Genomic DNA, 14,984 nt, shown 5'->3' with positions numbered 1-14,984 from the left:
CCATTTCGGAAGACATACATATCTCCTCGCTTGACTTGGTTATACTAACTTTGGAGGTATTTTTTATGCAACAAAAAAAATGGGGCTTTTGGGTACTGACAGCATTCGTTGTCGGCAACATGGTTGGCGCTGGTATTTTCATGGTGCCAAGTACGTTAGCACAAACAGCAAGCCCTCTCGGTGTTACTTTAGCTTGGTTAACAACAGGGTTTGGTGTTTTAATGCTAGCTCTTGTTTTTGGTAATTTAGCAATTCGTCGTCCTGATTTAACAACAGGACCACAAAGTCATGCATATGCGTTATTCTCATCACCAAAAAAGAAAAAAATGGCTGGTTTCAGCATAGTTTGGGGCTACTGGGTCGCAAACTGGGCCAGTAATGTTGCGATTATTACATCTTTTGCAGGTTATTTATCACTCTTCTTCCCAATTATGAAAGATACACGCATCTTATTTTCAATTGGCACTTTCGATGTGGAAGTTGGAAAACTAATTACATTTTGCATCTGTTCTTGTTTACTATGGGGAACACATATGATTTTAACAAACGGTGTAAACGGAGCTGGTAAATTAAACTTCCTCGCAACAACAACGAAGGTGACTGGATTCCTTCTATTTATCGTTGTTACTTTGTTTGCATTTCAAGCTTCTAAATTTGGACAATGGTACACACCAATAGTTGATAAAGAAGGCGTATCACATGGTCTACTTTCACAAGTGAATTTAGCTGCACTTACAACACTTTGGGCATTTATCGGTATTGAATCAGCTGTTCTTTTATCAAACCGAGCGAAATCTCCAAAAACGGTAAAACATGCAACTGTAGCTGGATTATTAATAACTGTTGCCATTTATTTAGGAATTACCATTTTAACAATGGGTGTTCTTCATATGGATAAACTACAAGCGTCTGAACGTCCATTAGCTGATGCATTAAATGCTGCAATGGGTCATGGCGGCGGGAAATTAATGGCCTTGCTTGCCCTTACTTCCCTATTCGGCTCAATCCTAGGCTGGATTTTATTAAGTTCAGAGGTACCGTATCAAGCAGCAAAAGAAGGATTCTTCCCTTCCTTCTTTGCAAAAACAAACAAAAATGGAAGCCCAATTTATTCATTAAGACTAACAAATATTATGTCGCAAGTCTTCCTTTTCTCAACACTATCAGGAACAATTGCTGAGGCCTATACATTCGTTATTACTGTCTCAACTTTAGCTTACTTAATCCCTTATCTCGTTTCACCAATCTTCCAATTAAAACTCGTTGCAACTGGTGAAACATATAAAAATGAAATGGGTTCACGAATTATGGACGGCATTATCGCATTCATTGCCCTTTGTTATGCACTATGGGTAATTAAAACAGGATCTTCAGATATAAAAACATTTCTTCTTGGAATCGGCTTATTTGTAATTGGTTTCGCCTTTTACCCATTAATGAATCGTGATCAAAAACGAAATGAAAAAAATAAAAACGAGCAAGTTGCTTAAAGCAATTTGTTCGTTTTTATTTTGGTGCAAGAAAGAAACCTTTATAATAGATGATAGAGGTGAAAAACATGTCAATTGAAACGCTATGGCGTGATCGTTTCCAAAAACATATACAAAACAGTCTTACATATTTTTTTCGAATGATTAGTGGTTTATTATATAGCTTCATCTTTATCTCATGTATCGGTGCATATTATTACGCCAAGTTTTTAAAAACAGCTCCTTCTAAAGGAATCTCATTATTACTCATCATAACTGCACTTACAATCGTTATAACAAGATGTAACATTCGTACGTTTACCCAAAAGCCTGACGCTGTCTATTTACTGGCTCTTGAAGAGAAATTAACATCTTATTTCAAACAATCTCTTCTTTATAATTATGTCATACAGTTATTTCCATTACTATTTACGTTTCTAATCATTACACCACTGGCAATACAAACATTACAGACAACTGTTCCATTCTTATGTACAATCTTTTTCATTTTAATGTTACTAAAAGGTTGGAACTTATATATCAATTGGATATGGCGTGATCATGATAGCAGCCACATCTGGTTTATTATTCGATTCGCTTGCACTTCACTAATTCTTTACATGCTTTTTCAATCCGTACCAGTTCTTCTATTAGGTGCTGTTCTCTTACTTCCAGCATTTATACTTATTTATACAGTAAAGCAACCGACAAAACGAATTAGCTGGGAATATATCATTGAACAAGAAGAAAAAATGGACATGCACTTTTACCAATTTGCAAACTTTTTCACCGATGTCCCACAGCTGAAAAAACAAGTAAAACAAAGAAAGTGGCTAACGAGTTGGCTAGAACCTATATTACATAAAAAACAATCTACTTTTTTATATTTGAACGCTTTATCATTTTTACGTGCAAATGATTATTTTGGTATATATATTCGATTAACTATCATCGGTTCTTTCATTTTATATTTCGTACCAAATGTATTTGCAAAAGGTGCTATTACTTGTTGTCTCTTATATATGACCTCTATGCAATTGCGTGCCTTGTGGAAATATTTTTTGGGAAATAATATCGTGACATTATATCCTATTTCACACGCCACACGAATAGATCAATTTCTCACTCTTGTATTTTCATTAGCAATCATTCAACTAGCGGTATTTTCCATGATTATATTTGCTTCAGTGCAGCAGTTTTTACCGATACTTTCAACTAGTATAGTCAGCATATTTTTCATCAAATTTATTATCGTCCCAAAAACAAAAAAACGAATTTCTTTGCCGAGAATTTAAATTAGGGCCTTAACAGCTTGTTAGTCATTTAGAATCATGATTTATACTTCTTTTATTTTAAAAATTAAAAGAGAGCATTTGAATGTGCTCTCTTTCTTTGCATGAGTAACAATAGATAATTTTATCCGCTCATTGATTAATTGCTTCCCAATAAGAGTATACAGCTGCTTTCGCTTGCATCAATTTCATAAGCTATTCCTTTCACCTATTTCTCCTTGTGGTAAACTACCTCTCCTTGCAAAACAGTCATTAAAACTTTTGCATCTGGAATTTTATCCTTACTCATTTCAGTTATATCCTCATCAAGTACTATCATATCAGCGGATTTACCTACTTCAATAGAACCAGTTATATGATCAAGTTCTAATGATTTTGCAGGCTTAATTGTATACGCATCAATAGCTGCGTATACATCAGGTAAACCTTTTTCACCAATGCTTAGTGAATTCGAAATAGTGAAAAGTGGATTCAGTTCATTTACATCCCAATCGCTACTAAGCGAGACATTTGCTCCTGTTTTCCAAATTCGCCCTAACGGCATAATTCGTTTCATCTGTTGGTCTGAAAAATACATACTTGCTCAGCTTTGCTTAGGATCTTCTACAAAATCATGGCCTACCTGAAAATCAGCGCTAACACCTAAATCAGCAAAACGGTTAATATCACTATCTTCTACCATTTCCACATGAGTAAGAGTATATGGATGAGTTGCCCCATCATTCTTTGCTGCTTCAATCGCATTTAAGCTCTCTCTTGCCCCACCGTCTCCAATCGTATGAATCAGTGCACCATAACCAATTTTATCGAGTTCGGTCAACCACCATTTCATTTTTTGTTCTGGAATATAGTTCAAACCATATGGAGTTCCTTTAAACCACTCAAATTTATATTTTTCCAGTGTTTTAGCTGTGCTGTTGATGCTAATTCCATCACTATACATTTTCACTTGATTAATAAGCATTCGAGACGATGAATCATCACGCTTAATTTTTTTGAAATACTCAATTTGTTCCGCTTCATTTAAATTTGGATACACCCACGGACGAAGTACTACTCGTGATGTTAACTTTTTCTCATCATACACTTTATTCCAGACATCTAACCAACCTCGTTTCCAATATAGACGTCCATCACCAACTGTAGTAATACCATTCTTCGCAACCTCATCTAAGCCATCCAACAAAGCTTCGTAATTTTTTTCAAACAGATCTGGTTGTGAACTCCATGCTTTTTCCATCACAATATCACCAGCTGAGTCATAAAGAATACCAAAAGGCTCTCCTGTTTCTGGGTCCCGAATAATTCTTCCCCCTTGTGGATCTTTCGTCTCTTTATTCATTCCAGCCAACTCCATTGCTTTGGAGTTAACCCATACAGAATGAGCGGTTCTTTCCATAATTACTACAGGATTATTAGGAAACAGCTCATCAAGGAGTTGTAATGGCGTTTGTTCTTCTGATTCTTCATCCATATCTTCTAACAAACTTTCCAAACTAAATCCTGATCCGCTTATCCATTCCCCTTCTTTTACATCTTTTTGGCAAGCCTTTAAATAGGAACGTTGGTCTTGTAATGAAGCATCTGGTGACACACTACAATCCCCTGCCGCTGGTGATTTCGCTTCAAATATATGATTATGATTGTCCACAAAACCAGGAAGGACGGAACGCCATTGTAAATCTATGACTTTCGTATCTGTATCTATAAATTCTTCTACATCCTTGTTAGAACCAACGAATGTAATTTTACCACCTTTAATGGCTACAGCTTCTGCCATATCTTGTTTTTGATTAGAAGTATAGATTGCACCATTTTTAAATACCACATTGTCTGGCAAATGGCTAGGAAGGACAGTACTGTCTTGCTTGGCTCCCCCTACTTCAGGAGTGCATGCTGAAATCAACATCATATTAAAAATCAGGCAAATGGCCATTATTGCTTTCTTCGGAATTTTTTTCATACTTTTGCTCCTTATATTAAAATAAACTGCTTTTGAAAATAGAATAGACGTTAACATCGTCTCAAGCTCAACTCGTATTGATGTTACATTTTAAAAAGATCCCAAATAGAAAATTCATTCTCCCGATTTTTCATTCTTTTGAATTTTTGAGGTAACAAATGAATGGGACAATACCATGTTAAACAATTCATTGCGCCTCCCATTGTTGATATATCTCCTACATGAACTGGAATCGCATGTTTATCAGTATGTTTTTGGATGTATCGTAAGACTTCCTGATCTTTAGATAATCCAAACCTAGAAACATAGATGAAATCACTTGTTTCTAATATATTTATATATAAACCTTTAGCTGATGCTATTTCTTGATCATATTGTCCTTTCTCTGTATAAGAAGAAGGAACAACTACAAATTCAGCTTCTGGCATCTGTTCTTGAATTATTTCTTGAATGCTATGCCTAAATTCGGAATCTCCTAGAAAGTCACTAATAAACATGGTATGTTCATCAATAAATTTAATCATACCGTCTGCATGCGCAAGTACATCTCCTGGTTCAGAAGGAATTATAATAACACGACTGACATCTAAATCCCATTCCAGTTGCTCTATAATTTCTTTTTCTGTCCAATCATAATTATCGTCAAGTACACGATCCGTTAGTATAATTGTATCTTTTTTATTCCAAATGAGATTACCGCCATCTAATATCAATGGGGAAGTAATATATTCAAAGTCATTTTTCTTCAGCCATTTATTGAATTGTTGATTTAAATATCGACTTTGACTTTCAGGTAAGTAATCTGGTTGCTATTTAAATTTAACGAGGTGATTTGTTACAACTGGTGCAACGTCTCTCAACCAAATGTCATCATACTCAAAAAAGTTTGTATCAAAGTCTTGTTCTTCAACAGTTAAAGATATAAGTTGATCGGTACATGCTTTATTTTCATTTAGGTTCTCATTAAAATAAATAAGATCCTCATAAAATGGTCGATAATATTGGTTCGATTTATGTGGTATTGCAGTAAAAATAATTCCATTGTGCATTTGATTCATATTGTTTACCTCACTATTTTTACGGTTATTGAGTAACTGATTGACACAAGTTATTATCAAAATAAAGTGAAACTTTAATCAGTGGGGATGCTTCATCCCTCACCAATCGGACTTTTCCGAGCAGCCCGGCCCCCACCTAATTTCTTTTCTTTTAGACGGGTTCTTGCTACCCGCAAATAGCGGGATACATACAACTACTCCCCAATTCAATTCTCTTATAGTTATATATTTTAGAAACGTGCACATTTCATAGGTGGATTATAGCACGGAGAAATATTATATATTTATATAAAAAATATAAAGCCGTGGTTAAGCGAAAAATTCTCTCTTGACAAGATTTTTATAATAATTTTTTTATTTATTTCCTAAATACAGTATGATAAATCGGTTTGAAAATAAACCATCTTAAAAATAACTTCCACTTTCTCTTTAAAGGACTGTTCTTTTATAAAATCGCTACTTAAGAATATAATAAAACCTTGATCTCCTACTTAACGTAAGGGAACCAAGGTTTTATTTTCCACAAAATACATTACCATATATACGCATTTTGACATCAGAACTATTAGAGGAAGCTTATAAGTATGAACTGAAAGTCTCTATTTTTAATCACTTTTTTTAGGCATCTCTCATATAGTGAAAATGACTAGAACTTTCCTGATCGTATGCGTCATCCATAAGCTAAAATGTTTAATCATATATAAAAGATGGGAGCCTTCCTATGAACAACAAGCACACTTCAACGCCCCCAAATCACTCCGAAGAAAACAAAAGAGAAATTAGCTTGCAAACATTAAGGGTCATTGGACTCATTGTACTAATTAGTGGCTATATCCTTGTCGCTCTCTCTGAAGTTGGTGAACTGAAAAATCTTTTAATGAATCCTCGCGCTAACAATACATTAGCTGAAGAAGATGTTTTTTAAAAAAGTAATACTATATAAAAGCGAATCATTATACGAACGATTCGCTTTTTGTATATTCTCTTATCCTATATGAGATATATTTTCTTCACGGTATTTTGTCCTATTAATTGCTTTCATAAATAACAAAATACTACTTATACCAACTAACAAATAAACAATGCTCATCCGCCATGACGCTATAAAAGAGCCTAACATAATCCCTAATGCCCCATTCATTTTTGCTACTTGAAAGACCATACCATTGATTGCCATATAAGAGCTCCGTGCATCATCCGGAACCATATCAGCCATAATCGATTGCCGAACTGGCACATACATCATCTCTCCAACTGTTTGGAAAAGCCCTGCAATTAATAAAATCCACAAGCTATTACTTGATCCCAGTATTGTAAATCCAATTGTATAAATGAACAAACCCACATATAACAGTTTTAAATCATTAAAACGCTTCGTCATTTTAATTACAAGAGCTGAAAATAAAACAATCAAAATCGTATTCTCTGCAGAAATCCAACTTAGCATGCGGATACCTGTTAAATCAAAAGTGACGTTATTCCCAAATGCAAATTGAATTATTTCGAACTCCTTTTGCAAGCGTACACCTAAATAATTATTAAGCTGAAATTCTAATGATAACGTACATATACTTGCCAAACAGAATATCAAAAATGATCGGTCTGTCATAACAACTTTATAACTTTCAACCATTTCCTTTAGTACATGCTTCTTTTTTATAATTGACCGAACAACATATACTTCTTCCATATATACAGTAATCAAATATAATGTCAGCAGTGCCACTACTGTTAACAATATAAATAGTTGAAAACGGTAATGTTCAAATAATAATCCCCCAAAGATTGCTCCAATCGCAATAGACAAGTTGATTGCCCAATAATTGATACTATACATGACCTTTCGATTCTCAGGTGTACTCACATCAATTAGCATTGCCTCTGTTGCTGGGTTCATAAGCCCTGAACCCAGACTATTCGTTAACATAAAAACGAAAGTTAACCAAGGCGAATCTACATAATCTGAATTCGCGATTCCCATACAAGCGATAGAAACGACTTGTATCACTTGCCCTATAATCATAACCTTTTTTCGTCCTAATCGATCTCCAATATAACCACCATAAAGCCCAATGACTAGCGCTGCCATTACATTTATTAGTAATAAAACACCTGCAAGGGCACTGCCTAGCTTTACTGAAAAATAAATCGCCATAAACGGGAAAATCATTGTTGATACCGTACGTGTTAAAAATGATGTTATAATTCTAATCTTTATATTTCGATGCATACTCCAAAATCCCATATTCTCTCCCCCTTATGTGTATTCATTTTACTTTGAAAAAGTGGAAGAAAAAGGTTAGAATATTCTAAAGAATTTCCCCTTTTACTAAGAAGGAGTCGTTAAAACATGAAAGTGATGGACTACTATATTCAGCTGCGATTGCATGATCCAGAAAAACAGCACATGCAAAATAGCTTGCAAGAATTAGCCGATATTTTATATTGCAGTACAAAAACCGTGAAAATTTTACTTAGAAAAATGACTGAAGAAAAATTAATTGCGTGGACACCAGGGCGAGGACGAGGAAATAAAAGTGAACTTCTCTTTCTCCATACCATTTCCGAAGTGGTTATGCCCTATGCTGAGTCTCTTTTACAACAAGATAAATTAAAGGAAGTATTTCTTCTTTTAAAACAACCATTTCCTGCTGCTCTTCGAAAAAACCTAGAAGACAAACTACAACAACATTTTGGATACCAACCTTTAAATGATATGTATGACGTGCTAAAGATACCTTGTTCACGAAAAATATTACCGCTTGATCCAGCATTTGCAGCTGTCACAACAGAGAGTCATCTCATTCGCCAAATTTTCGATACGTTAGTTCATTATAACTACGTCACAGAAGAAATTGAGCCGCACCTCGCTCATACATGGGAGGTGCGTAAGGATCAACTTACATGGACTTTTTATTTACGAAAAGGAATCCAGTTTCACCATGGAACAACTTTATCTTCCAAAGATGTGCAATTTTCATTTGAAAGACTACGCCGTGTACAATCTCCTTATGCCTGGCTAACTGAAGAGATTGTACAGATTGAAACACCATCACCGTTACAAATCAGCTTTCACTTACGAAAGCCTAATTTGTTTTTCCTGCGTTATGTAAGTTCGATGCAATTAGCCATTCTACCTCATGATGTAGAAGTGCAAAATCACCATTATATCGGAACGGGAGCTTTTACATTACATTGTTATGATGAAGATCAAGTTATATTAGAAGCATTTACGGATTATTTTAAAGAACGTGCGTTACTTGATCGTATCGAATTTTGGCGTATTCCAGAACATACACAAATACATACCCATTATGAACTACCAAACACTGAATATACAAAAGAACGCGAAGTACAAATAGAAGAAACCGGGTGTATATATGCTGCATTCAACTTTACAAAACCCGGTCCACATCATGATATTTATTTTCGAAAAGCTTGGAGAGAACTATATGATGTTGAACCTATCATTCGTGATTTAAAAGGTACGCGTACTATTTCCGCATCAAGCTTCTTTCCAGAGAGAAGTCGGATAGCGGAAAAACAATCCTACTCCTTACAGAAGGCGAAAAATTACTTACAGAAGAGTACCTATCAAGGTGAAACGATACATATTTATTTTTTCTCTTTTAAAGATAGTGCTCATGATGCTATTTGGCTAAAAGAACGTTGCCAGGACTTAGGCATACAAGTAGAACTACACCCTTTTCCAGTCTCAAGTTACTCGGATTGTTCTATTGATCAAAACGCCGATATTATTTTAATGGGAGAAGTTTTTGATTCTGATTTAGAAATCGCCTTTTTAAATGTATTCAAAAATAAAAGCTGTTTTATCAATCGTTTCATGCACCCTCACTATCAAAAACAGATCGATTGTTTACTAGATACATTCTTAGCAGAAGAAAACAAAGAAAATCGTTATAAACTTATATACGAAATTGAAAAATTTCTTCAATCGGAATATATTATCCTATTTAACTATCATGTTTTGAAAAAGAAAACATATCCATCTTCTTTAAAGAACGTAACCATTGATTCTTTTGGATGGACAGACTTTTCGAAGCTATGGATTCACCCAACATAAAAACTTCCTCTTCTAAATTTACATACTTTAGAGGAGGAGTTTTAACTAATATACTTAATCATCGCAACCTCATCACAGCAATCAAATTTTGGACAATGTCGACAATCGACCCAAACCTTTTCAGGTAGCGATTCCCTACCAACAAAGTCAAATCCGCACTTTTGAAAAAATACAGTTTGATATGTTAAAGAAATGACCCTTTTCACATTTATTTTAGAAGCTTCACTTATTACATGATTGACTAACATACGTCCTAATCCTTTACCTGCATATGTATCCGATACAACTAATGATCGTATTTCCGCAAGATCTTCACCTAAAACATGCAAACCAGCAACTCCCAAAATCTCCTCGCCCTCTTTCACAACATACAAACACTGTAAGTACTGGTAAAGAGACAAAAGTGAACGCGGTAGAACAACCCCCTCTTTCGAATATATTTCTATTAAGTTATATATATCTTTCACATCACTTGTAATTGCGTTAGAAATTTGCATGACCTATCTCCTTATATTAAATATTTATAACTTTAAATGTATATTAATTCATAAATTTATATAATAATACACCCACTCTGTAATCGCGTCAATTATTATTCTGAATTTTTTATATAAAAATAAGAACCTATCTCTTCTATGATACCCATTTCAATCTCTCGCTTTTTTCTTATGGTACAAAATGCACAACAAAAAACCTCCAAAACGGGAGGTCACTTTGAAACTATAACTCAATTTCACTCTTTCTTTTGACTAGAAACAAAAACCACGATACAACTAAAAAAGAATAGTTTTTATTCAGTTCTCGCCTCCAACTCCCGTATCGGCAATACCGTAGAAGATTTAATCTCCCTTAGCGCTAAACTCGTCTGTATTCGCGTAATCCCAAGCTTATTTAACTTTCTAATAAAACGCTCTAACTCTTTGCGATCTCTGTTTGCAACTTTTAATAAGTAATCATACTCACCTGTTAAACAATGACACTCTAATACTTCAGGCATAGATTCTAGTTCTCGTTCCAGCACTTCAAGTTTTTCAGATTGATGAATATTTGTACTCATAAAAATAAAGCATAATAAATCAAATCCAAGCTTTTCTTGATTTAAAATCGCAACTTGCTTATCAATGAAACCTTCCCCTTCTAGCCTTTTTATTCGTGCATGCATCGCAGCCGGTGATAAATTAACACGACGTGCAAGTTCAGCATTACTCACTTGTGACTCCTTTTGTAAAATATCTAAAATTTGTACGTCCAAATCATCTAATACTTTAATAACAGACGACTCCATAAAAATCCCCCTTTTTTCTTACCGACGATTCTTCGAAAAAATGTATAACAACACTAGTTAAACCGAATGAAATTTTGTATTTATAACCTAAAACAAAACATTTTATCTAATTTCCACTATTATACGAAATAATATATTAGATAACAAAGAAAAATGCTAAAATTATTTACAATCCACATGATATAAATCCATTTTTGGTTTTCAACACATAAATTACTGCTATGAAAACAAAACAGGACCTGCTCTCGTTTTTTCTTTTTGTTTTTACTCGGCATGGGGCCAAAAAGGGCTCTGACCGCTTCTATGCATGGCCGGATCCTCTCTTCCCCCAAAAAAGAAAGGGTTTTGTCGTTTTTTTATTTACACACTACTTAAAAGGAGTTCCAAACTATGCCTTATTTTTATGTCTTTTTACTACTGCTAACAAGCTTACTATGGGGAGGAAACTTTGTCGTTGGAAAATCACTCGTAGGTCATGCTTCTCCTATGACGCTTACAAGTTTAAGGTGGATGATTGCCGTTCTTTGCTTATTCCCAATTGTTTGGTTTAAAGAGAAGAAGCTATTCCCGCCGCGCACCGCAATTCTGCCCTTACTACTAATGGGAATCACCGGCGTTGTTCTCTTTAACATTTTTCAGTTTTTAGCATTAGAACACACATCCGCAACAAACGTTGGACTCATTTCTACACTAAATGCAATTTCAATCGCATTATTTTCATCTTTATTCTTAAAAGAAAAAATAAATGGCCTTCAAATTCTTTCTATGATTCTTTCTTTTTTCGGTGTTCTTCTCGTTCTTTCAAAAGGACATATCGCGCTTTTATTTTCATTACATTTTAATAGCGGAGATTTATGGATGATTGCGGCGGTTTGCATTTGGGGCATTTATTCTGTTTGTAGTAAATGGGCAACAAAAACGACCTCGCCAATGATGGCAACCTTATATTCTGGAATTTTCGGTGTTATTATATTACTTCCATTTAACATACCAAACTTTACTGTTTCCCATATTAATGCTTCATTTATCACTTCACTACTGTACACAGGTTTAGTTTCAACTGTAGTCTGTATGGTATTTTGGAATATTGGCGTTCAAAAATTAGGCGCTACTACGTCAGGGATTTTCCTAAATTTCAATCCGATTTTCACCGCTATGTTAGCGTTTTTATTCTTAGGCGAAGAGTTAACGTGGGTACAAATTTTAGGAACTGCCATTGTCGTTACTGGTTGTTATTTATTTTCTCATTTTAAAACAGCGACTGTACAACCGAGTACAAATTTAGCACGTAGTCACTAACAAAAAAATCGTCGATATCATATTATCGACGATTTTTTTGTTATTTTTCAGATATAAGTTGAAACTTCTGTCCCGCTCCTACATAAGACAATAATGGAAGATCCTCTTCAATCACGCTCCCAATTACGTTCACCTTTTCACTCTCAGGTAAATCATTCATTGTAATTTGCATCTCTCCGGCATATCGACCATACAGTACATTATCGATTGTAATCGACCCTACTTTTCTTTCTACTGTATTCATAGGTTGTAAGGCTAATGAGGATTCTTCTCTTGATTCCACAGAACGAATGACATCACGTGCTGGATCAAGTCGATTCGTATGGACTCGCTCTATATTTTCTAACACTTGCTTCTCTTTCACAAACGCTGTATACCGAATCGAAATCACTCCTTCTTTCACAGTAGAAACCTCACTTATGCTTTGCAGCGTTGCACTTATATCTCCAATTAACACTTTATCAACGAAGCAATCTTGCACAAGTTCCAAATATGCCTCAAGCGGGCGCATATACCGATGCTTTTCTAATGTAGGAAGTCCTTCATATAAAGGTCCTCTTTTGTCACTATCACCTGGAATAAATGCCATTGTCTTTATTCCGCACTCATGCAAAAATTGATTTTGTTTTTGTAAAAATGATTTAGCCAATCCTGTTTCTGGACGTGGATAAAAGTTATGCCAAGCTTCTACATGTTCTACTTTCACATGTTCCTTAAGAAGCTCATTCCAAAATGATTCAGTAATTGTACTCGCATTTAAAGCAATCTTCATTTTATGTGATACATACGCAATTTGTTTCGGATCTATCCCATAGTCCATACGTAAACCAGTAATTCCCCACTTTAATAGTGGCTCCACATTTTCATATGTAACCCCTAAATATTGCAGTGACTTTGGTGAAACATCAACCATGAGTTCCATTTCATGTTTTTTTGCTTGCTTTCCAAGTACTTGTATGAGCTCTTTATAAGTTGTAGGGTCATCTTCCGGAATATGAAGGGAGGTGAAAATAGAAGAAAATCCGTACTTCCTCACCGTCTCCAACCATTTTTCCTGCGCCTCCATTTGATCTTTTGAAAGATATATAGAAACTCCGATCATCGTAATCCCTCCTTCTATAAAAAAAGAGAAAGGAATCCCTTTCTCTATATATTCTCTGCCATTTCTTCTTTAAATCCGAAGAAATACGTAAAGATAAATCCAAATACATAAGCAATTACAAGCCCAAGAAAATATAGTAAATATTTATTATCAGCAATTAATGGAAGTAATGAAAGTCCCGATACACCAATTCCTAATGAAGCCGTTTTCATAACTGCTTGGAATGCACCGCCAACTGCTGCTCCTAAGCAAGCCGTAATAAACGGTTTACCAAGTGGCAATGTAACCCCGTATAATAACGGTTCTCCAATTCCTAAGAAACCAACTGGTAGTGCTCCTTGAATTACATTGCGAAGACGTTTGTTTTTTGTTTTTACAAAAATCGCAATAGCTGCGCCTACTTGTCCAGCTCCTGCCATTGCTAAAACAGTTAATAATGGAGTTACATGTGTTTGATTAATAAACTCCATATGAATTGGTGTTAAACCATGATGCAGCCCTACCATAACAAGTGGTAAAAATGTTCCTGCAAGCACTGCTCCTGCAAATGCTCCACCAACATTTAAAATAGCGTTAATACCATTTGTAATTCCGTCAGATAATAAACCAGCCACTGGCTGAATTGCTAACATCGTTACTAAACTTACAACTAATACGGTAATAAGCGGAGTCACAATAATATCAACTGCATTTGGTACTGCTTTTCGCACTTGTCTCTCCACAACAACCATCAGCCATGCTGCAAAAATAACGGCAAATAATCCACCGCGTCCCGGCACCATTGCTTCACCAAATATCTTCACGTTTGCCATAGCCGGGTTGAAGATTAAAATACCCGCAATGGCGCCGAGAACTGGGGGCCCACCAAATTCTTTCGCTGTATTCAAGCCCACCAGAATACCGAGGAATGTAAAAATACCACCGCCAATTAAAAGCAACATTTGCAGCCAAGTGGCATTGGGATCTGCCCCTGCATTTTTCGCAAAGTTGGCAACACCATTAATAATTCCTGATGCGACAAGACCTGGAATTAATGGAATGAAAATATTACCGATTTTTCGCAATAGATTTTTAACAGGCGTATTATTTTTCTTCTTAATTGCTGCTTTCATATCTTGACCACGCTCTTCAAGAGGTTGTTCAGCAACCTCACCCATTCGTAATCCCGTTAAGCCTTCCATTTCCGCAGCTACTTTATTCACAGTTCCTGGTCCAACGACAACTTGCAATGTTTCATCTTCAATCACACCCATGACACCGTCTACTTTTTTCAAAAGTTCCATATTCACTTTACTTTCATCATGAAGTGTTAAACGTAGACGCGTCATACAATGAGCAATACCACGAATATTTTTTATTCCCCCGAGTTGCTCCGTAATTTCATTGGCCATCCTTTGTTCTTTCTTCATTACAAAATCCCCCTCCCTATATT

The 14,984-nt window shown here is 35.3% G+C and carries 10 protein-coding genes and 2 pseudogenes; 5 read left to right on the top strand and 7 right to left on the bottom strand.

The window, feature by feature from the left end; translation table 11 throughout:
- Nucleotides 1-65 precede the first annotated feature (65 nt).
- Both HRG09_RS16345 and HRG09_RS16340 read left to right on the top strand, forming a co-directional pair.
- Nucleotides 66-1,490: an amino acid permease gene (locus HRG09_RS16345; protein ID WP_174101947.1), complete on the top strand. Its 1,425-nt coding sequence runs from the start codon at nt 66-68 to the stop codon at nt 1,488-1,490.
- Nucleotides 1,491-1,558: 68 nt separating this feature from the next.
- A complete protein-coding gene (locus HRG09_RS16340; protein ID WP_174101945.1) occupies nt 1,559-2,764 on the top strand; it encodes an ABC transporter permease in 1,206 nt (401 codons plus the stop codon).
- A gap of 205 nt (nt 2,765-2,969) precedes the next feature.
- On the opposite strand, the pseudogene HRG09_RS16335 reads toward HRG09_RS16340, so the two are convergent.
- Both HRG09_RS16335 and HRG09_RS16330 read right to left on the bottom strand, forming a co-directional pair.
- Nucleotides 2,970-4,724 (bottom strand): annotated as a pseudogene (locus HRG09_RS16335) (amidohydrolase).
- Nucleotides 4,725-4,807: 83 nt separating this feature from the next.
- Nucleotides 4,808-5,782: pseudogene (locus HRG09_RS16330) on the bottom strand (agmatine deiminase family protein).
- Between the two features lie 721 nt (nt 5,783-6,503).
- Between HRG09_RS16330 and HRG09_RS16325 the strand changes: the two are divergent.
- Entirely contained in the window at nt 6,504-6,707 is a 204-nt protein-coding gene (locus tag HRG09_RS16325; RefSeq protein ID WP_174101943.1) for a hypothetical protein, read from the top strand.
- A 60-nt stretch (nt 6,708-6,767) separates the two neighbouring features.
- Here HRG09_RS16325 and HRG09_RS16320 read toward each other — a convergent pair whose 3' ends face one another.
- Nucleotides 6,768-8,027: an MDR family MFS transporter gene (locus HRG09_RS16320; RefSeq protein WP_174101941.1), complete on the bottom strand. Its 1,260-nt coding sequence runs from the start codon at nt 8,025-8,027 to the stop codon at nt 6,768-6,770.
- Nucleotides 8,028-8,132: 105 nt separating this feature from the next.
- Here HRG09_RS16320 and HRG09_RS16315 point away from each other — a divergent pair, with 105 nt between their 5' ends.
- Complete coding sequence (locus tag HRG09_RS16315; RefSeq protein ID WP_174101939.1) at nt 8,133-9,866, top strand: SgrR family transcriptional regulator; 1,734 nt, start codon at nt 8,133-8,135, stop codon at nt 9,864-9,866.
- Nucleotides 9,867-9,907: 41 nt separating this feature from the next.
- Here the strand turns inward: HRG09_RS16315 and HRG09_RS16310 are convergent, their stop codons facing one another.
- Nucleotides 9,908-10,363: an N-acetyltransferase gene (locus HRG09_RS16310; RefSeq protein WP_174101937.1), complete on the bottom strand. Its 456-nt coding sequence runs from the start codon at nt 10,361-10,363 to the stop codon at nt 9,908-9,910.
- 293 nt (nt 10,364-10,656) lie between these two features.
- Nucleotides 10,657-11,151: an Lrp/AsnC family transcriptional regulator gene (locus HRG09_RS16305; RefSeq protein ID WP_174101935.1), complete on the bottom strand. Its 495-nt coding sequence runs from the start codon at nt 11,149-11,151 to the stop codon at nt 10,657-10,659.
- Nucleotides 11,152-11,541: 390 nt separating this feature from the next.
- On the opposite strand from HRG09_RS16305, the gene HRG09_RS16300 reads away from it, so the two are divergent.
- A complete protein-coding gene (locus HRG09_RS16300) occupies nt 11,542-12,450 on the top strand; it encodes a DMT family transporter (protein WP_174101933.1) in 909 nt (302 codons plus the stop codon).
- 40 nt (nt 12,451-12,490) lie between these two features.
- On the opposite strand, the gene HRG09_RS16295 is transcribed toward HRG09_RS16300, so the two are convergent.
- Both HRG09_RS16295 and HRG09_RS16290 read right to left on the bottom strand, forming a co-directional pair.
- The gene (locus HRG09_RS16295) at nt 12,491-13,552 is read right to left on the bottom strand and encodes a DUF871 domain-containing protein (RefSeq protein WP_174101931.1); all 1,062 of its coding nucleotides are present in this window, start codon (nt 13,550-13,552) and stop codon (nt 12,491-12,493) included.
- A gap of 44 nt (nt 13,553-13,596) precedes the next feature.
- Nucleotides 13,597-14,961 carry a PTS transporter subunit EIIC gene (locus HRG09_RS16290; protein WP_174101929.1) on the bottom strand — a complete coding sequence of 455 codons (1,365 nt, stop codon included), beginning with the start codon at nt 14,959-14,961 and terminating at the stop codon, nt 13,597-13,599.
- Nucleotides 14,962-14,984: the final 23 nt, after the last annotated feature.

The organism is Bacillus sp. Xin1, from assembly GCF_013314535.1.
Taxonomy (GTDB): domain Bacteria; phylum Bacillota; class Bacilli; order Bacillales; family Bacillaceae_G; genus Bacillus_A.
This window is presented reverse-complemented; position numbering and strand designations above follow the sequence as displayed.